The 20,391-nt window shown below is 42.6% G+C and carries 18 protein-coding genes; 14 read left to right on the plus strand and 4 right to left on the minus strand.

The genetic code is table 11. The features are described from left to right. Positions 1-116: 116 nt before the first annotated feature. On the minus strand, positions 117-1,094 hold the full coding sequence (locus AC4E96_RS05400; protein ID WP_490255131.1) for a glutathione S-transferase family protein: 978 nt from the start codon (positions 1,092-1,094) through the stop codon (positions 117-119). 251 nt (positions 1,095-1,345) lie between these two features. Here AC4E96_RS05400 and AC4E96_RS05405 point away from each other — a divergent pair, with 251 nt between their 5' ends. Then, positions 1,346-2,704: a DUF5610 domain-containing protein gene (locus AC4E96_RS05405; protein WP_490255132.1), complete on the plus strand. Its 1,359-nt coding sequence runs from the start codon at positions 1,346-1,348 to the stop codon at positions 2,702-2,704. 47 nt (positions 2,705-2,751) lie between these two features. On the opposite strand, the gene rluF is transcribed toward AC4E96_RS05405, so the two are convergent. The 3 genes from rluF to fusA all read right to left on the minus strand — a co-directional run bounded on the left by rluF (position 2,752) and on the right by fusA (position 7,725). Then, entirely contained in the window at positions 2,752-3,492 is a 741-nt protein-coding gene (gene rluF, locus AC4E96_RS05410) for a 23S rRNA pseudouridine(2604) synthase RluF (protein WP_488033381.1), read from the minus strand. Between the two features lie 94 nt (positions 3,493-3,586). After that, positions 3,587-5,488, minus strand: coding sequence for an alpha/beta hydrolase family protein (locus tag AC4E96_RS05415; RefSeq protein WP_490255133.1), 1,902 nt, complete (start codon positions 5,486-5,488; stop codon positions 3,587-3,589). Between the two features lie 149 nt (positions 5,489-5,637). After that, positions 5,638-7,725 carry an elongation factor G gene (gene fusA / locus AC4E96_RS05420; RefSeq protein WP_488033383.1) on the minus strand — a complete coding sequence of 696 codons (2,088 nt, stop codon included), beginning with the start codon at positions 7,723-7,725 and terminating at the stop codon, positions 5,638-5,640. 193 nt (positions 7,726-7,918) lie between these two features. On the opposite strand from fusA, the gene cobO reads away from it, so the two are divergent. From cobO to rpsC, 13 genes are all read left to right on the plus strand, one after another. Next, entirely contained in the window at positions 7,919-8,518 is a 600-nt protein-coding gene (gene cobO, locus AC4E96_RS05425; protein WP_490255134.1) for a cob(I)yrinic acid a,c-diamide adenosyltransferase, read from the plus strand. Between the two features lie 128 nt (positions 8,519-8,646). After that, positions 8,647-9,336: a translesion DNA synthesis-associated protein ImuA gene (imuA, locus tag AC4E96_RS05430; protein ID WP_490255135.1), complete on the plus strand. Its 690-nt coding sequence runs from the start codon at positions 8,647-8,649 to the stop codon at positions 9,334-9,336. Between the two features lie 26 nt (positions 9,337-9,362). Further along, positions 9,363-10,886: a Y-family DNA polymerase gene (locus tag AC4E96_RS05435; RefSeq protein WP_490255136.1), complete on the plus strand. Its 1,524-nt coding sequence runs from the start codon at positions 9,363-9,365 to the stop codon at positions 10,884-10,886. After that, positions 10,883-14,011 carry an error-prone DNA polymerase gene (locus AC4E96_RS05440; RefSeq protein WP_490255137.1) on the plus strand — a complete coding sequence of 1,043 codons (3,129 nt, stop codon included), beginning with the start codon at positions 10,883-10,885 and terminating at the stop codon, positions 14,009-14,011. The genes AC4E96_RS05435 and AC4E96_RS05440 overlap by 4 nt, the downstream gene beginning before the upstream one ends. A gap of 185 nt (positions 14,012-14,196) precedes the next feature. Further along, positions 14,197-15,969: an acyl-CoA dehydrogenase C-terminal domain-containing protein gene (locus AC4E96_RS05445; RefSeq protein ID WP_490255138.1), complete on the plus strand. Its 1,773-nt coding sequence runs from the start codon at positions 14,197-14,199 to the stop codon at positions 15,967-15,969. Between the two features lie 332 nt (positions 15,970-16,301). Then, positions 16,302-16,613 (plus strand): 30S ribosomal protein S10, encoded by a 312-nt coding sequence (gene rpsJ, locus AC4E96_RS05450; protein WP_488033389.1) that lies wholly within the window; start codon positions 16,302-16,304, stop codon positions 16,611-16,613. Between the two features lie 24 nt (positions 16,614-16,637). Continuing rightward, entirely contained in the window at positions 16,638-17,276 is a 639-nt protein-coding gene (rplC, locus tag AC4E96_RS05455) for a 50S ribosomal protein L3 (protein ID WP_488033390.1), read from the plus strand. Positions 17,277-17,290: 14 nt separating this feature from the next. Further along, positions 17,291-17,896, plus strand: a complete 606-nt coding sequence (rplD, locus tag AC4E96_RS05460) for a 50S ribosomal protein L4 (RefSeq protein WP_488033391.1) — start codon at positions 17,291-17,293, stop codon at positions 17,894-17,896. Further along, entirely contained in the window at positions 17,893-18,198 is a 306-nt protein-coding gene (rplW, locus tag AC4E96_RS05465) for a 50S ribosomal protein L23 (protein ID WP_488033392.1), read from the plus strand. Before rplD ends, rplW begins: the two co-directional genes overlap by 4 nt. 14 nt (positions 18,199-18,212) lie before the next feature. Continuing rightward, complete coding sequence (rplB, locus tag AC4E96_RS05470) at positions 18,213-19,037, plus strand: 50S ribosomal protein L2 (protein WP_488033393.1); 825 nt, start codon at positions 18,213-18,215, stop codon at positions 19,035-19,037. 16 nt (positions 19,038-19,053) lie between these two features. Continuing rightward, positions 19,054-19,332, plus strand: a complete 279-nt coding sequence (gene rpsS / locus AC4E96_RS05475; RefSeq protein WP_155696653.1) for a 30S ribosomal protein S19 — start codon at positions 19,054-19,056, stop codon at positions 19,330-19,332. A 10-nt stretch (positions 19,333-19,342) separates the two neighbouring features. Then, positions 19,343-19,672, plus strand: coding sequence for a 50S ribosomal protein L22 (gene rplV / locus AC4E96_RS05480; protein WP_488033394.1), 330 nt, complete (start codon positions 19,343-19,345; stop codon positions 19,670-19,672). 11 nt (positions 19,673-19,683) lie between these two features. After that, positions 19,684-20,388: a 30S ribosomal protein S3 gene (gene rpsC, locus AC4E96_RS05485; RefSeq protein ID WP_208830429.1), complete on the plus strand. Its 705-nt coding sequence runs from the start codon at positions 19,684-19,686 to the stop codon at positions 20,386-20,388. The last annotated feature ends 3 nt before the right edge of the window (positions 20,389-20,391 follow it).

A 20,391-nucleotide genomic window follows, 5' to 3' on the forward strand; every position in this document is an offset into this window, starting at 1 on the left:
GTTACTCTCATGTGTTAATAGCGGATATGGGAAAGCGGCTATTGTAGAGACCCTTTCCCTTTACACAACCTATGTTTTTACTGTTTGAGACGAACGGCAAAAACAGTCAGTTACCGCTACAGTTTTGTTCTGGAATGGTCAGAAAAGTAATCTATTTTTGGACCTTTGGGTACCACCTGAGTTGGATTTATCATCGTGTGACTGAAGTAGTAATGACGTTTTATATGATAAAAGTCTACGGTTTCAGCAACACCTGGATATTGATAAAGCTCGCGGACGTAGCCGGACAAATGTGGATAACTCTCGATGGTCCTTTGATTACACTTAAAATGACCCACATAAACCGCATCAAAACGGATAAGTGTTGTGAATAAACGCCAATCCGCTTCTGTTAATGTTTTACCGACGAGATAGCGTTGCTTACTCAGTTTATCTTCAATCTGGTCCAGCGCTGAAAACAGGTCCGTAAACGCTTCTTCGTAGGCCTTTTGTTCAGTTGCAAAGCCACATTTATAGACGCCATTGTTGATATTGTGATAAACAAATTCATTAATTTCATCAATTTCTGCAGAAAGCGCTTCAGGATAAAAGTCTGCCTTGTTACCGGTCAATTCATCAAATGCGCTGTTTAGCATGCGAATGATCTCGGCAGATTCGTTACTAACGATGGTGTTGGTTTTTTTGTCCCAAAGTACAGGCACAGTGACACGACCTGAATAGTCCGAAATATTTTGGGTATAAACTTGATGCATGTATTTGTGGCCAAACAAGTCGTCGCCTGATGAATGGTTTGATGTATCAAACTCCCAGCCGTTCTCAAGCATATCCGGACTGACTACCGACACACTGATGTAATCTTCTAGTCCTTTTAGCTTTCTGAATATTAACGTGCGGTGTGCCCAAGGGCATGCAAGTGAGACATAGAGGTGATACCTGCCTTTTTCTGCTTTGTAGCCACTTTCACCACTAGGTCCTGCTTCGCCATCAGGTGTAACCCAACTTCTTAACTTGGCACTTTCTCGTTTAAATTTACCGTCATTATTTTTGGTGTCGTACCACTTATCTTGCCATTTGCCGTCTACCAACAAGCCCATTACTCACCCCTTTAAGTTTCAGCTAACTGCACTTTTATGTTTACTACATTTGCACTACGGTTATACCTGTGTATTAGTTTTTGTAGCGCGTGAATTAAGATTAGCAAACAAAACCCTAAAGCATAATTGCTAAAAGTTGTGTTTATTATTCGATTTTTTGAATCTTTTTAATAGCATACAGGTTGGATTAAAAATCGTTCAAGGTTCTTTGTCACAGGCCGATAAAAAGTAACAAATAAGGTAGGTATGTCATGATTAAATTTGATCCGAATCGATTGCAATCTTTGCAGTCTAGACAGACCGATAGGCCGACCAAAGATGTACGCGAAGATCAGCCTAAAGGTGTTCAGAGCAGTACTCCAACTTCGACAGTGACCCTTTCTGGTCAACAAATGTCGAGCTTTTCTCTATTTCAAAAAACGGTTTTAAAGAAACTAGAATATTCACTTCAAGGGTCAATAAAGCCCGCAATACCTGATGCTAAAGCCGATAAGATTGAGCAGGCGCTACTTGCGGCAAAAGAAAAACGCGCCGAAGTGGCATCCGGTAATATACTTAAGTTTATCGACCGCCAATTAAAAGCTGATAGTGAAAATGGCGCGTCAGCAGAGAAGATAGCAAGTCGCCTAGAAGCAGCATTAAAAGGGTACGAATCTGGGTTTGGTGAAGCCAACTCAATCTTATCTGATATGGGATTGATGTCAGAAGATGTAGAGTCTGATGTGGGTTTAACGGATAGTAAAGTCAGAGATGGACTACAAGCGTTGGCAAAAGAGTACTTAGGTGACGACGCAGAGGCGTTTGTCGATAAAGTAGAAGCTGGCAGAGTTAGTAATAGGGATGACGATACGGATGATGTCGATGCTGGTGAGGGAAGTCCAGTTTCTAATACAGGCGTTCAATCTCAATACAACCAGTTTTCCGCATCAGAAGGTCGTGCTTTTAGTTTCAAACTAGAAACACGAGATGGTGACGTTGTTGAAATTAATGCACGCTCGTTACAATGGCTTAGTGCCGAGCAGTTCTCTAGTCAGCGCAGTTACGCTGGAGAGGGTAGCGGTCAAAGCGCGCAGTCCTTTAACGCCTTTGGAGTAGAAGCTGGTCAACAAAGTGAATTTGCATTGCGTATTGACGGTGATTTAGATGAAGACGAACTCGAAGCAATTAACGATTTATTGCAGCAAGTGAACAGCCTAAGTGAAGACTTCTACGGTGGTGATATGCAGAAAGCCCTAGAGAAAGCATTGAGCCTTGGTTATGACAGTACTGAAATTGGCTCGTTCTCTGTCAATCTAAGTCAAACGTCCTCTGTCAAAGCAGTTCAAGCCTATCAGTCTGAAGATAGCCTATTAAAACCAGGGGTGTTGTCAGAGTTAAAACCGTTAGGTAAGTTCGCGGCACAAATTGCGCAGAGTCTTAATAAAGCCCAAGAGAGTTTTAGCGAGCCTAAAGCATTGGTGTCTGATTTAATTCAGAATATGTCTGAGCTCAATAAACAAGCAGGGCGCTCATCGATAGTCGAACTTTATTCTTTTTCAGAAACGATTATTGAGCAATATTCACAGCGTTTGTTAGTCAACCCTAATGTGAACTCAGAGGGTGATGATTAGGCACACATCCATTTTCTTATTCAGTGTGCCTAATTAAAATGCGGTCGTTAGCTGGCGGTCTTCTTAGATGTTTTGACCGCCGCATTGATTTGTTTCATTTCATTTGCGGTTAAGTCTCTCCATTGCCCTGGTCTAAGCCCTTTTAAGTCGACATTCATAATTCGAGTACGCTTAAGCTTAGTGACCTCATAACCTAAGTATTCACACATGCGTCTGATTTGGCGGTTGAGACCTTGGGTCAAAATAATCGAGAACTGCTTAGGGCCTAATAGCTTTACTTTGCATGGCTTAGTTACGGTACCTAAGATTGGGATACCTTTTTCCATTCTCGACTTAAAGCGATCGTTTAAAGGTTTGTCCACGGTAACAACGTATTCTTTTTGGTGCGCATTTTCGGCACGTAAAATCTTGTTAACGATATCACCGTCACTGGTTAAAAAGATCAAGCCTTCTGATGGCTTATCCAGTCGACCAATTGGGAAAATACGTTCTTTGTGATTAATGGCGTCGACAATATTACCTTTGACGTGACGCTCTGTCGTACAAGTGATGCCGATAGGCTTGTTGTAAGCGATGTAAACTCGGTCAGATTTGTTTTCAGCTGTGGCCGCAATTGACTTGCCATTTACGGTCACCTTATCACCAGGCATGACTTTCGTGCCTAACTCAGGCAGTTTGCCATTAATCTTTACTTTCTTTTGTTCAATGAGCTTGTCGGCTTCACGTCGTGAACAATAGCCAGATTCACTGATAAATTTATTAAGTCGTTTGCCTGTGATTTCAGTCACTGGATTACCTGTTGTTACCTAATTTAACTGTGTCTATAGTAACACAATCAAATTAGGTATTTTACATTTGGAGTTTGTTCCGGAGAGTTTTTGGTTATATATGTTTGTTAATAAACTCTTTCATTTCCCTCATCGCTTTTAAACGGTTTTTGGCCTTACTTAAGTAATGATCGCCATCCTCCAATTCAACATACTTAACCGACTTGTTCTGTGACTTTAGTTCGTCATAGATGTTAATGGATTGGTAAACCGATACGACTTCATCGTGTTCTCCATGTATTAATAACACTGGTGCGGTGATATCACTGACATAATTAATCGGCGAAATATTTTTAAGATGGTCAGCGGCTAAATGTCCGTTGTTTATGACTTTATTCCAGTACGCGATGACCCAATGATCTCGGCCATGATCTCGTTTTTCATCCTTCATCATTTTATGGACGTCGCTTACACCATTAATTGAAACGGCACACTTATATAAATCAGGTGTATAAGTCACACCTGCAAGAGCGGCATAGCCTCCATAACTTCCGCCGACGATACATACGCGTTCTTTATCGATAGTGCCTTCTTTACTTAATGAAAGAAGAGCGTCTGTTAGATCATCTTGCATTTTTAATCCCCATTCCCCTCTACCTTTGGTGATGAAATCATAACCAAACCCATCGCTTCCTCTAAACTGTGGCTGGATTACGACATAGCCTTGTCCAGCAAAATATTGGGCCATGTAGTCAAAGCCTTTTCTATCGTAAGACTCAGGTCCGCCGTGTGGCATCATAATCGCAGGTGCTGGTTCTGCCGATTCTTTTTTAGGCAATGTTAATAGCGTCGGAATTATTAGGCCGTCTCTTGCTTCGTAGCTATACTCGACAACATCATAGACTGCCTCTGGTGGTATTTGTGGACGACTAGGACTGAGTAACTCTAAACGACCAGCGTGGTATTTAATGTAATCACCGGAACTGTGTTCGCCTTCCATATAAAATATTATTTGTTCCCAGTCATCGGTGTAATCTTGGATTCTAAATGAGTTGTTTGGCATTGCTTGGGCAATCCCTCGCATACGTGCGTTGAGCTTTTCATCAAAAAACTCATAAGTTGGTGTAAAGCCAGAGTATTGGGCACCAAAAACGACTCTATTGACGTTTGTCAGTAATCTTTCAACACTTTTATTGGGGTTTTCAAAAATCGCTGGGCCAATAGCCCCATTTTCCAAACTCATAGTGAAAAATGCTTTTTGATTCGTTTCTGAATTTATGCCACTTATGACTAAGCTCTGATAGTCTGGTGTTAAGCCCAACACGCCAATCGTTTTGATATCGGTTCTCTTGCGGTATATTTCTTTCCATCCGTCTTCTAGTTTTGCTTCTACAATATGCCAATTGTCTTTGTTGTGAAATCGCTCTCTAGCAATGATGTCCCCTTTTGCATTCACAAAGTAATCGTCAGTATCGTTACTGCCTCTACTTATGACTTTGGGTTTTCTTCTTTTCTTCAAGTTAACTTTGAATAAGCTGTACTCAGTTTCTTTATAGTAGGCTGGCATAAAAGCATACTTTTTGTCCTCAGAAATACCGACGATTCTTCCTAGTTGAGTTTGCCCCATGTGGATGCCATAGTTTTGCTGCATCAGCAAGTGAGTTTTTTTACTATCGAGGTTAACTGCATAAGCCCAACTTGAATCATATCTCCCCATGTAGCCGCTCAAAATGACGTTTTTAGTAGCGACGAGAATGACCGTCTCTTCAGAAACAAAGTAGATGAGATTTGGGTTCATTTCATCAATACTCACCGCAGTAATTGGCTGCTTGGTTTTGGCATCAATGACAACAAGAATATCTTTACCTTGCTCGGATAAACGATAAGCAAGTTTTCCTCCTTTCGGAGATATAGCAAATAAACTTTTACTGGGTAGTTGAGCATAAGCATCGACAGAGATTGGGTTTGCTGTCGATATGAACGAAGCTATGAAAAGCAGTATTAGAACGAGACGCATAAAACTTCCTTATTTTATTTTTATATCCTACTTTTAATACCTTACACTGAATTAGTTCCTATTGACGAGCTTTAGGTGTTCTTTCTTGTCTTTTAGATACAAAAAAGCCTGCTCGAGGCAGGCTTTTTTAAAAGGGTTAAGAGACTAAATTACTTAGCTTCTTTGTCCGCTTTTGCTTTCGCGATTACTTCGTCTGCAACGTTTTGTGGACATGCACTGTAGTGGCTGAATTCCATTGAGAATTGACCACGACCTGAAGTAATTGTACGTAGGTGACCGATGTAACCAAACATTTCTGATAATGGAACGTCCGCTTTAATACGTACGCCAGTTGCACCAGCTTCTTGGTCTTTGATCATACCACGACGACGGTTAAGGTCACCGATTACGTCACCAACGTTGTCTTCTGGAGAGAATACGTCAACTTTCATGATTGGCTCAAGAAGTTGTGCACCCGCCTTAGGAATTGATTGACGGAAAGCGCCTTTAGCAGCGATTTCGAATGCAACAGCTGATGAGTCAACTGCGTGGAATGCACCGTCGTATAGTTCAACTTCAACGTCTAGTACTGGGAAGCCTGCAAGAACACCTTCTTCCATCATACCTTTGAAGCCTTTCTCAACTGCAGGCCAGAATTCCTTAGGAACGTTACCACCAACAACTGAAGACGTGAACGTGAAACCAGAGTTTTGCTCACCAGGCTTGATGCGGTAGTCGATCTTACCGAACTGACCAGAACCACCAGACTGTTTCTTATGCGTGTAGCTATCTTCGATTTCTTTCGTGATAGTTTCACGGTAAGCAACCTGAGGTTGACCAACTTCAAGTTCAACACCGTAAGTACGCTTAAGGATGTCAACTTTGATGTCTAGGTGAAGCTCACCCATACCTTTAAGGATAGTTTCGCCTGAGTCTTCGTCAGTCTCAACTTGGAACGATGGATCTTCTGCAACCATCTTACCAATCGCGATACCCATCTTCTCGTTACCGCCTTTATCTTTAGGCTTAACAGCGATAGAGATTACCGGCTCAGGGAAGATCATAGCTTCAAGAGTACATTCGTGCTTAGGATCACATAGAGTGTGACCAGTTTGAACGTTCTTCATACCTACAACCGCTAAGATGTCACCAGCTTGTGCTTCAGAAATCTCGTTACGGTCATCTGCTTGCATCTCAACCATACGGCCGATACGCTCAGTTTTACCTGTTGCAGAGTTAAGAACTGTATCACCTTTCTTCATGCGACCTGAGTAGATACGGATGAAAGTAAGGGCACCGAAACGGTCGTCCATAATTTTGAACGCTAGCGCTCTTAATGGCTCTTCTGCGTCAACAGTTGCAACTTCACCAGTTGGCTCACCAGTTTCTTTGTCAGTAAGAGGTTGAGGATCTACTTCTGTAGGAGAAGGTAGGTAATCAACAACAGCGTCTAGTACTAACTGAACACCTTTGTTCTTGAATGCAGAACCACAGAACGTAGGGAAGAAATCAAGGTTACGAGTACCTTTACGGATACAAGCTTTGATTTGCTCTTCAGTCGGCATTTCGCCTTCCATGTACGCTTCCATTAGGTCATCGTCTTGCTCAACAGCAGTTTCGATTAACTCTTCGTGGTACTGTTCTACTTCGTCAACCATGTCCGCAGGAACATCAGTGATTTCGTAGTTTTCAGGAAGACCTGTGTCATCCCAAACATATGCTTTCTTAGTTAATACGTCTACAACACCAACGAAGTCGTCTTCACGACCGATTGGAAGTGTCATTACTAGTGGGTTAGCAGCTAGTACGTTTTTAACTTGGTCAACAACGCGGAAGAAGTCTGCACCTAAACGGTCTAACTTGTTTACGAAGATTAGACGTGCAACTTCAGATTCGTTCGCGTAGCGCCAGTTAGTTTCTGATTGTGGTTCAACACCACCAGAACCACAGAATACACCAACACCACCGTCAAGAACTTTAAGTGAACGATATACTTCAACAGTGAAGTCAACGTGTCCTGGAGTGTCGATTACGTTTAAGCGGTGTTTTTTCCACTCACAAGTAACAGCAGCTGACTGGATAGTGATACCACGCTCAGCTTCCTGTTCCATGAAGTCAGTAGTTGACTCACCGTCATGTACTTCACCAGTTTTGTGGATTTTACCGGTTAGTTTCAAAATACGCTCTGTTGTCGTTGTTTTACCAGCGTCAACGTGAGCGAAGATACCTATATTTCTATACTTAGATAAGTCAGCCATTGTCTTACTCTATCTTCTCAATAATAAGTTGGTTAAAAAAAGCCGCCGGATTCTATCATTAATTAACCAAAACAGCACACTTTTCATAAAAAAATAATAAAATATTTGGCATTAATGAGTTAAATACTCGTTTTGTGCGTAATATGTTTCCAAATTACTGAGTTAATCAGTGTAGAAGAATTTTAGGATTATGATGAGCGAAGACCAAAATCAAAAGCACAAAGAGCGACAACAAAGATTAAAAGAAAAAGTAGATCAACGAGTTGAACAAGCACAAAAAGTTCAAGGAATTTTTCAAGTCATTACCGGTAATGGTAAAGGTAAATCCACTTCTGGGTTTGGGGTGGTTACACGCTGTGTTGGTTACGATAAAAAAGCCGCGGTAGTACAGTTTATAAAAGGGGAATGGGACTGTGGCGAACGCCGTTTATTGGAAAAGCATGGTGTTCCTTTTGCGGTTATGAAAACAGGCTTTACTTGGGATACTCAAAATAAAGAAGCAGACACCAAAGCGGCTGTTGAAACTTGGCAACAAGCAAAAACTTTTCTAGCCGATGATACCATTGATGTGGTGCTACTCGATGAGTTGACTTACATGATTACTTATCAATACCTCGATTTAGATGAAGTACTCGAGGTAATTAAGAATCGTCCTAAGATGCAATCTGTAGTCGTGACGGGACGTGCTGCTCATCGCGAACTCATTGAAGCTGCGGATACGGTCAGTGAAGTCAAAAACATCAAACACGCCTTTGATTCAGGGGTAAAAGCCCTTGAAGGCTTTGATTATTAATTGATCAATTAAATTTAGTTATAAATCATGAAACAAGCCGCTTTTTACAGCGGCTTTTTTATTTTTGACTTGGCAATAATCACCTACTGTATTTATACTGTATAAATAAACAGTATTTGGTGGTGGTTATGTTAGAGTTAAGTGAATATCAAAACAAAGGGCTCGTATGGTATGGCTGCAACAGTCGTGAACAAATCAAGCGTATACCTAGTGGTTTCAATGAGGTGGATGACGCATTACAAGGCGGCTTTCCAGAGCAAGGGATCATAGAGCTTAAGACCGATTTTGGGGTTGGTGAATTAAGACTAATGACACCGTTTTTGGCAGCAAAACAAAGCTCAGGTCAGCTTGTTTTTGTTGCACCACCAATACAGCTAAATGCCGAATACTTAATGGCAAATAGCATCGATGTCGATAATTTGGTGTTATTAACACCAACTCAGGAAGAACAAGCTTTGTGGGCCACAGAGCAGTGTCTATCTAGCGGGTGTTGTAGCGCGGTTGTATTGTGGCAACACACTTTATCCATTAAGCAGGTTCGTCGTCTTATGCTTGCTTGTGAGCAGGGCGGGGCAAGCCTAGTTTTATTTCGATATCAAAAGTCACAACCTTTATTTTCGTTACCGAGTACGGTGAGCCTGAGTGTTACTTCACACTCTCAAGGTATTCAATTAAAAGTAGATAAACAAAAAGGTGGGCGCGCTACTGATTATTTCACCGTGGACATGAGTCATTGGTGGCCAGAATTAGTATCTTCAAACAAACAAGTAATGTCACAAAATAATGTGGTAGCGTTCCCACGCGCTGCTGGTCATTAATCTGTAAGGGTCTTATAGGTATTGTGATGCAGTGGCTTTATTTGTCGTTTCACTCCTTGCAACTCGAGAGTTCTAGTAACTTATCTCAAGACACGGAGCCTGTAATTATCGTCGATGCGACAAGTCACGAGGTGGTTCAGCTCAATACTTGTGCCAAATCACTAGGAATTCGAGTGGGCATGGGTTTGGCGATGTCTCTGTCATTAAGCCAAACACTGAAGGTATTAGAGTATCAACCAGAGATAGAACAAGAGAGGCTCGTTGAGCTGGCAGAGAGACTGTACAAGCTCACTGCCGATATTTCACTTGATCCACCAAATGGTCTGTTTTTACGTATTGATAATATGTTACGACTTTATAAGGACATGGCTGATTACTGGTTGGCCATCACTACTAGTTTTGCCGATTTGGCGTTGAGCTTTCATTATGCTTCTGCCCCGAGCCCTCGTATGGCTAAAGTATTGGCTCAGGCTAAAAAGAATGTATTGTACAGTAATAAGAAAGAGGCCTTATCGGTACTACGACGACTCTCTATTGATCACCTACATATAAGTACAAAACAAAAAGACCAACTTAATAGAGTTGGTATTAAAACCGTTGCTGGCTTACTTGATATTCCTCTTAAACAATTAGCCAAACGTTTTGACCTACCTATGTTTACTTATCTTGGTCAGCTTACTGGGGAATTACATACAAAATTGAGCCTGTTCAGTCCCAAGCTCGAATATCGACGCACCTTAGAGTTGATGTTTGAGATCAGTAATGCAGAAGTGCTTCAACACCCAATCAAAAAGCTACTGGCTGAACTAGAAACGTATTTAAAGATTCGAAATAAGGTCGCTCAGGCCCTTAGTTTTGAGCTTTGTTATCGCTACAAAGAATTTATCACCATGTCGGTAGAGCGCGGTGACGGGGAGTACCGAGCCTCCAAGTGGCTAACCCTCATTAGGTTACAGCTAGAGTCGATAAAGCTAACAGAGCCTGTCGTCAGTATTCGATTGATATGTACTCAACTGGTTTCGCAATCAGCTCGAGTGAATGACTTGTTTAATCAACAGGCTAGTTCGTTAGAGCCGCAAGAATTGTTTGCTTTATTACAAGCAAAGTTGGGTAAAGAACAAGTATTTCGAATGCGTCATCGTCACGCTATAGAGCCATCAAAGGTCACCGTATTGTGTCCACTTAATGATAATAAGAATGCTCGAGACAAATCACTAGCACCAAAAGGAGTAAAAAAACTGGGAGCAAAAGAGCGAACAAAGGAGTCGCTTCAAACTCCGAACTTGTCGACTTTGATTCCAGTTTCCAACGGCACGTTTTGGCAACCAACAACATTAATGGATATTCGCCCTAGCTATCTGCAAGCCAGGCCTAGCACACTAAAAGAGCAGGTAACGATATTATCTGGCCCTGAGCGCATTACCTCTGGCTGGTGGGAGTTCAACCCTGTCTGTCGTGACTATTATGTGGCAGAAAACCAACAAGGCAAAAAGCTATGGGTCTTTAGGACACCGAATCAGCAATGGTTTGTGCATGGGTACTTTTCATGAGCCGTATTTACCCAGGTTACGCAGAGCTATGCTGTTTTACTAACTTTAGTTTTTTAGTCGGCGCTTCGCACCCAGAAGAACTCGTAGAACAAGCGAGTGCTTTTCAATACCACTCTATTGCAATTACAGACGAATGCTCGGTAGCGGGTGTTGTTCGAGCATACAGTCACCTCAAAGAACATCATTTGCCAATTCGTTTGATTGTCGGAAGCCACTTTGTTTACCAACAAAATCTTAGACTGACATTGCTGTGCCCAAACCGAAAAGCATACGCAGAGTTATGCAGGGTGATCACCAATGCGAGACGTCGATGTGAGAAAGGCGAATACGAACTTAACGCTTGGGATATACGCTCGATAAGAGAGTGTTTTGTAATATGGCACCCAAGCGGCGATTTAGATAAAGACAGCCAAGACGCAAAATGGCTTTTGAATTTAAACAGTCGATGGCAAGAGCAGTTATATATAGGCTTAACCAAAGTACTCAAACATGGAGAGCATAGGTACATTGAGGCATGTGAGTCATTGGCTACTGACTTTAATTTGCCTATTGTGGCGTGCGGCCAAGTATTGATGCATGACCCACAGCGTTTACCATTACAGCATGTACTGACTGCTACAAGGTTGGGAACCCAAGTGGAGCAACTAGGGCGTGCAGCACTGAGTAATACCGAACAATGTATACGGCCACCCAATAAGCTTGCCGCATTATATAAGCCAGAATGGTTACTTAACTCTGTTCTACTAGCCGAGCAGTGTAAGTTTGACTTAGGTGAATTGCGATATGAGTATCCGTCTGAGCTGATCCCTAAAAAACAAACACCTTCAGAATACTTACGGGTTTTGGTGGAAGCTGGTGTCAAAAAACGATTTCCCAAAGGGCCGAAAAAGGAAGTCCTCGAGTTGATAGAAAAAGAGCTCGGGCTTATTAGTGAAATGCAATACGAGCATTTTTTTATCACTATTTATGACATTGTTCAGTATGCTAAGCGTCAACAGATCCTGTATCAAGGTCGAGGCTCTGCGGCCAACTCTGTCGTATGCTATTGCCTTGAGATAACTGCGGTAGACCCATCTCAAATAAACGTTTTGTTCGAGCGCTTTATCTCAAAGGAGCGCAATGAACCACCAGATATTGATGTTGACTTTGAACATCAGCGCCGAGAAGAGATCTTTCAGTATATCTACCAAAAATACGGCCGTAATCACGCCGCTATTGCTGCGACAGTCGTGACGTACCGAACCAAGAGTGCGATTCGAGAAGTGGGTAAAGCGTTGGGGTTTGAAGAACTACAATTAGACTTTTTTATAAAAAATATTAATCGACGCGACCGCCAAGCTCATTGGTTTGAGCAACTCAGTGAATTGGGGCTCAATCCACAGTCTGCCAAAGGAAAGCAATTTATTTTACTGGTAGAACAAATCAAAGGCTTTCCTCGTCATTTGTCTCAGCACGTCGGCGGTTTTATTATTTCCTCTGGGCCGTTGCACGAATTAGTCCCAGTAGAAAATGCCGCAATGGATGGTCGAACCGTAATTCAGTGGGATAAGGACGACTTAGAGAGCTTGGCACTATTAAAAGTTGATGTTCTCGCTTTAGGGATGCTTACGGCGATCCGCAAATCCTTTGCCTTGATACAACAACATTATCAGCGAGTCTTGAGTATTGCAGATATTACCGCAAAGGGAGATGACCCTGAGGTATATCAAATGATCACTCAAGCCGATACGGTTGGCGTATTTCAGATTGAGTCTCGAGCACAAATGAGCATGTTGCCTCGGCTCAAGCCCCAAACATATTACGACTTAGTGATTCAGATAGCGATAGTAAGACCTGGGCCGATTCAAGGCGGCATGGTACATCCCTATTTAAAAAGGCGAGAAGGCCTTGAGCCGGTCGAGTACCCCTCAGAAGAAGTCGAAGCGGTATTGTATCGAACTCTGGGAGTGCCGATTTTTCAGGAGCAAGTTATTAAGTTAGCTATGGTTGCGGCAGGTTTTACCGGAGGTGAAGCCGATCAACTTCGCCGTGCCATGGGAAAGTGGAAGCGCAATGGCCAGCTCAATCAATTCAGGCAAAAGTTGGTAACGGGGATGTCACAACGAGGCTACAGTGAAGAATTTGCCGAGCGTATTTTTCAACAAATTTGTGGTTTTGGAGAATACGGGTTTCCAGAGTCACATTCGGCTAGTTTTGCTGTACTTGCTTATGTTTCAGCCTGGTTAAAATGTCATTATCCCGCTGCGTTCTATTGTGGTCTATTGAATAGTTTACCTATGGGGTTTTATGATCCAGCTCAACTAATACAGGACGCCAAGCGTCATAATGTAACGATCTTACCTATCGATATTAACCATTCCGAGTGGGATCACACGCTGGTGGCCGAGAGTCATGGGCTAGAGCTTAAAGAACCCGAAGTTCTGGCGATTCGTTTGGGGTTTAGACTAGTAAAAGGTATTAAACAAACCACGATGGATCGCATTGTCGACGTTCGCTTTAATCAAGGGCTTTTTAGTAATATCGCCGAGATAAAGCAATTAAAAATACCCTCCAATGAAATGCAAGCCCTTGCCAGTGCCGATGTTTTTAAGCGTATTGCGGGCCATCGATATGAAACACGTTGGCAAATGATGGACTTAGAAACTGAGTTACCTTTGTTTGCGGGCTTATCAGATACTTCAACACAAACACTGCCCCTCGAACCTAACTCTTATCAAACATTAATAGAAGACTATGCAGCAACGGGCCTTAGTTTAGATCATCATCCTATAACCTTATTAAAAGAAGAAGGGCGATTGGGCCGATACACGGCCGCAAACGAATTGCGTTTTTGCCGTCATAAAACACCGGTAACTGTCGTTGGTGTCGTAACGGGTCGTCAGAGCCCTGGCACAGCATCTGGCGTTACCTTTATGACACTTGAAGATGATACGGGTAACACTAACGTTGTTGTTTGGGTTGCGACGGCCCGTGCTCAAAAACAAGATTTTTTGACATCAAAAGTACTAAAAGTCAGAGGCATACTAGAACGAGAAGGCGAAGTTATTCATGTGATAGCGGGTAAGCTTATTGATTTAACAGATGAGTTAGAAGGACTTAAAACCAAAGCCAGAGACTTCCATTAAATATAACGGCGTAGGTATTAAACGTGAGAATCAGGCGTTGTAAATAAAAGTGGAGAGATTAAACGCTTTAGCTACATTTAACGTAGATTTGACAACTAACTGGATAGTTTGACTATGTCATCCGACCAGTTATCATGTATAGTCAAGATCATAAAACACCCAATAATTGTTTAAATGAGAGCATTATGAGTCAATACAACGCGCCACTAAATGATATGAACTTTGTCCTGTTTGATACTTTTAAAGTACAAGAGTTTTGGCAGGAAAACGCCCATCTATCTGAGAGCATTGATGTCGATACGGCAATGGCCATTTTATCTGAAAGCGCTAAGGTAACAGAAGAAGCAATTGCGCCTTTTAGCCGCGCTGCAGATGAAGAAGGTGTCGCTTTTGATAATGGTGACGTAACTACCCCTGCAAGTTATAAAGAATCATACAATGTAGTTGCCGAAGGCGGTTGGATTGGTCTTGCTGGTAATCCGGATTTTGGCGGGATGGGAATGCCTAAAACAATTACTGCTATGCACGAAGAAATGATGTGTGCAGCAGATTTAGCATTTGCACTTTATCCGGGATTAACAGCAGGTGCTTGTCTAGCAATTAATGCTCACGCTTCTGAAGAGTTAAAAGAATTGTATTTACCTAAGATGTATTCTGGTGAATGGACGGGCTCAATGTGTTTAACAGAAGCGCATGCGGGTACTGATTTAGGTTTGATTAAAACCAAAGCCGTTCCAAATGATGATGGTAGCTTTAATCTCACAGGTAGCAAGATTTTCATCTCAGGTGGTGAGCACGACCTAACCGAAAACATTATTCACCTTGTATTAGCCAAATTACCAGATGCGCCTGCAGGTTCACGCGGTATTTCGTTATTCTTGGTTCCTAAAATCAATGTAGATGCAAACGGCAACCTACTTGATCGCAACCCTGTAAGCTGTGGTTCAATCGAGCACAAGATGGGTATCCATACGAGCGCGACTTGTGTAATCAACTTTGATGGTGCCAAAGGCTACTTAGTTGGCGAAGTAAACAAAGGTTTAGCAGCTATGTTTACTATGATGAACTACGAAAGACTATTAGTGGGTCTTCAGGGCTTAGGTGCGGCAGAACGTTCTTATCAGAATGCCAAGCTATACGCGATGGACCGAGGCCAAGGCAAAGGTGTTGAGCGTATGACTGAAAAGGAATGCGATCCAATCGTTGTTCATCCAGACGTACGTCGCATGTTATTAAACATGCGTGCAATGAATGAAGCAGCCCGTGCTTTTGCCACATATGTTTCAGTTCAACTTGATATTTCTAAATTTAGTGAAGACGAAGAAGTTGCTAAATTAGCTGATGCTAAAGGTCAATTATTAACGCCAATTGCAAAAGCGTTTGTTACTGACACAAGTTTGGAAGCGTGTATTGCAGGCCAACAAGTATTTGGTGGTCATGGTTACGTAAGAGAGTGGGGTCAAGAGCAGTTGGTTCGTGACTGTCGTATTACTCAAATCTACGAGGGTACAAATGGAATTCAAGCGCTAGATCTAATGGGTCGTAAAATTGCGATGGACAAAGGCCAAACATTAAATGCCATCATCAGTGAAATTCAAGAGTTTGCAGCAGAAAACAAAGCAGTTAATGATACTCTGATGGCTCAACTTGAAGAAGCTGTACTTGTACTTAAAACCACAACTGAATCGGTTTTAGCTGAGGCAGCGAATGACAAAAATGCAATTGGCGCAGCATCAGTTGATTACTTACACCTTGCTGGTTACGTTTTGTATGGCTACATGTGGGCCAAAATGCTTGTTGCGGCTGAGTCACTAGAAGGCAATACAGAACTAGCTGAGAGCAAAAAGCTAACGGCTAACTATTACTTTGCTCGTTTGCTACCACGTATCCACAGCTTAAAAGCACAAATCGATTCTGGTGCAGAGTTGTTGTACACATTTTCAGCAGAACAAGTGTAGAAAAAGCAGTCACTTGCCAATGCTTAATAAGGCGTGATGCTTATCGCGCCTTGCTTGTAAGCCATTTAATTACAAAAATATGTTGCATTTGTAATCAAAATCTATACAATGCGACCTCCCTGAAGTTCTGTATAGAATTTCAAAGGGCAAACCGAAATATTGTAAATGCTCTTTTTATCGGTTTGAAAATACCAACAATTAGTTGGTAGATGTACAGGAATCTCGATATGAGGTTCATAATTAGATAAAGAAACACCGCTTATATCCGGTAAAACGGGGATAATGCGATGTTTTTTTATGCTCTTTCTAAAATGCTCTTTTTGAGGAATAAAATGAACAGTCAACGTATTCGTATCCGATTGAAAGCGTTCGACCATCGACTAATTGATGCGTCAACTCAAGAAATCGTTGAAACGGCAAAGCGTACAGGCGCACAGGTTCGTGGTCCTATTCCACTACCTACTCGCAAAGAACGCTTCACTGTATTGGTATCTCCACACGTAAACAAAGATGCGCGTGACCAATACGAAATTCGTACGCACAAGCGTCTAATCGATATCGTTGAGCCAACAGAAAAAACTGTTGATGCTCTTATGCGTTTAGATCTTGCTGCTGGTGTAGATGTTCAGATCAGTCTGGGTTAATCGAGAGATTAAAGGGGTTTCAAAATGACTATTGGTCTAGTCGGACGTAAAGTGGGAATGACTCGTGTCTTCACTGAAGATGGCGTATCAATTCCTGTTACGGTAATTGAAGCAACACCTAACCGTGTTACTCAAATCCGTAACGAAGAAACCGACGGTTACCGCGCTCTTCAGGTGACTGCTGGCTCTAAAAAAGCGAACCGTGTAACTAAGGCTCAAGCTGGCCACTTTGCGAAAGCAGGTGTGGAAGCTGGTCGTGGTTTATGGGAGTTCCGCTTAGCCGCAGCTGAAGGTGAAGGTATCGAAGTTGGTAGCGAAATTACTGTAGAAGTATTTAACGACGCTAAGTTAGTAGATGTTACTGGCACGTCAAAAGGTAAAGGTTTCCAAGGTGGTGTTAAGCGTCATAATTTCTCGATGCAAGACGCGACTCACGGTAACTCAATTTCTCACCGTGCTCCTGGTTCTATTGGTCAAAACCAAACACCAGGTCGTGTATTCAAAGGTAAGAAAATGGCCGGCCAAATGGGTAACGTTCGCACTACAACTCAAAACCTTGAGTTAGTACGTGTTGATGCAGAGCGTAACTTACTTCTAGTTAAAGGCGCTGTACCAGGTGCAATTGGCGGCAACGTCATCGTTAAACCTGCTGTTAAAGCGTAATCCGGAGAATAGTGATGAAATTAGATTTTGCAGGCGCAAATGGCGCTGTTGAAGTTTCAGAAGCTACTTTCGGACGTGAGTTCAATGAAGCATTAGTACACCAAGTTGTAACTGCATACGCTGCAGGTGCGCGTCAGGGTTCTAAAGCTCAGAAGACTCGCTCAGAAGTTAGCGGTGGTGGTAAGAAGCCATGGCGTCAAAAGGGCACAGGTCGTGCTCGTGCAGGTACTATCCGTAGTCCTATCTGGCGTTCTGGTGGCGTAACATTCGCTGCTAAGCCACAGGATCATTCACAAAAAGTGAATAAGAAGATGTACCGTGGTGCTATCCAAAGCATTCTTTCTGAGTTAGTTCGTCAAGAGCGTTTCGTGGTTGTTGAAAACTTTGAAGTTGAAACACCAAAAACTAAAGCACTTGCTGCTAAGTTAAGTGAAATGAACTTAAAAGACGTATTGATCATTACTGAAGAAGTGTCTGAGAACTTGTTCTTATCTGCACGTAACTTGTACAAAGTTGACGTTCGTGATGTAGCAACTATCGACCCAGTAAGCTTGATCGCGTTTGATAAAGTAGTGATTACTGCAGGTGCAGTTAAGCAAATCGAGGAGATGCTAGCATGATAAGCGAAGAACGTTTGTTAAAAGTATTAGTAGCTCCACACGTATCTGAAAAGACTACACTTGCAACAGAATCAAACAATACTTTGGTATTCAAAGTTTCTGTAGACGCTACTAAAGAAGAAATCAAAGCTGCTGTTGAAAAGCTTTTTGAAGTTGAAGTTAAGAAAGTTAACTCTCTTAACGTTAAAGGTAAGGCTAAGCGTACTGGTATGCGTATGGGTCGTCGTAAGAATTGGAAAAAAGCTTACGTGACACTTGCAGAAGGTCAAAGCCTTGATCTTGAAGACGGCGCAGCAGAGTAATTGGAGAGTAAAAAATGGCTCTAGTAAAATGTAAACCAACATCTGCTGGTCGTCGTCATGTGACGAAAGTAGTTAACCCTGACTTACATAAAGGTGCACCGTACGCTCCTCTTTTAGAGAAAAAATCTAAAACTGGTGGTCGTAACAACAACGGTCGTATCACAGTACGTCACATCGGTGGTGGTCACAAGCAGCACTACCGTATCGTTGACTTCAAGCGTAACAAAGACGGTATTCCGGCAACAGTTGAGCGTTTGGAATATGATCCAAACCGTAGCGCAAACATCGCATTAGTTCTTTATGCAGACGGTGAACGTAAGTACATCATCGCGCCTAAAGGCCTAAAAGCTGGTGACCAGATTGTTTCTGGTATCAATGCACCTATCAAAGTTGGTAACGCTATGCCTATGCGTAACATGCCAGTTGGTAGTACTGTACACAACGTTGAGCTTAAGCCTGGTAAAGGCGCACAGCTTGCACGTTCTGCAGGTGCATATGTGCAAATTTTAGCACGTGACGGTCAATACGTTACTCTACGTCTTCGCTCTGGCGAAATGCGTAAAGTACTTGCTGATTGTCGTGCGACTTTAGGTGAAGTAGGTAATGCTGAACATATGCTTCGTCAGCTTGGTAAAGCTGGTGCAAGCAGATGGCGTGGTGTTCGTCCGACTGTCCGTGGTGTTGTAATGAACCCGGTTGATCACCCGCACGGTGGTGGTGAAGGTCGTACTTCTGGTGGTCGTCACCCGGTTACTCCTTGGGGTAAACCGACTAAGGGTGCTAAGACTCGTAAGAACAAACGTACGGACAAGTACATTGTTCGTCGTCGTAATAAATAATTAGTGAGGTAATACCATGCCACGTTCTCTCAAGAAAGGTCCTTTTATTGACCTACACTTGCTGAAGAAGGTTGAAGCAGCCTTGGAAAGCGGGAACAAGAAACCAATTAAAACTTGGTCTCGTCGCTCAATGATCATTCCTGATATGATTGGATTGACCATCGCTGTCCATAATGGTCGTCAACACGTTCCTGTGTTTGTATCTGACGAAATGGTTGGCCATAAGTTGGGTGAATTTGCACCTACTCGTACGTACCGCGGTCACGCGGCTGACAAGAAAGCTAAGAAGAAGTAAGGAGTAAATAATGGAAGCATTAGCTAAACATCGTTTCGCCCGCACTTCTCCTCAGAAGGCTCGCTTGGTAGCTGACCAGATTCGTGGTCTACCAGTCGATAAGGCGTTAGACGTATTAACATTCAGCAACAAAAAAGCTGCTGTATTGGTGAAGAAAGTTCTAGAATCTGCAATCGCGAATGCTGAGCATAACGAAGGCGCAGACATCGACGAACTAAAAGTTGCGAAAATCATGATTGACGTAGGTCCAACTATGAAACGCATCAAGACTCGTGCAAAGGGACGCGCAGACCGCGTACTTAAGCGCTCTTCACACATTACTGTTGTAGTTGCGGACTAGGAGATTTACTAATGGGACAAAAAGTTCATCCTACGGGAATTCGCCTAGGTATCACTAAACCATGGGTTGCTACCTGGTACGCGAATACAAAAGATTACGCTAGTCAACTTAATGGCGACATCAAAGTTCGTCAGTATCTGACTAAAGAATTAAAGAACGCTTCAGTTTCTAAAATTACGATTGAGCGTCCTGCAAAATCTATCAAAGTTACAATCCACACGGCTCGTCCGGGTGTTGTAATTGGTAAGAAAGGCGCAGACGTTGAAAAACTTCGTAACGTTGTAGCGAAATTGACAGGCGTACCTGCTCAAATCAACATCGCAGAGATCCGCAAGCCGGAATTAGATGCACAGCTAGTAGCTGAAAGCATCTCAAGCCAGCTTGAGCGTCGTGTTATGTTCCGTCGTGCTATGAAGCGCGCGGTACAAAACGCAATGCGTGTTGGTGCAAAAGGTATCAAAGTTGAAGTAAGCGGTCGTTTGGGCGGTGCAGAGATTGCACGTTCAGAATGGTATCGTGAAGGTCGTGTACCACTACACACTTTACGTGCTGACATCGACTATGCAACTTCTGAAGCATTAACTACTTACGGCATCATCGGTGTTAAAGTATGGATCTTTAAAGGTGAAGTACTTGGTGGTTTCGGTTCTATCTCTCAAGAAGAGCCAAAACAACCTAAACCAGCGAAGAAGCGTCGTAGCAAAAGCGCTAAGTAGGAG

The sequence above is a fragment of the Psychrosphaera sp. genome, from assembly GCF_982872775.1.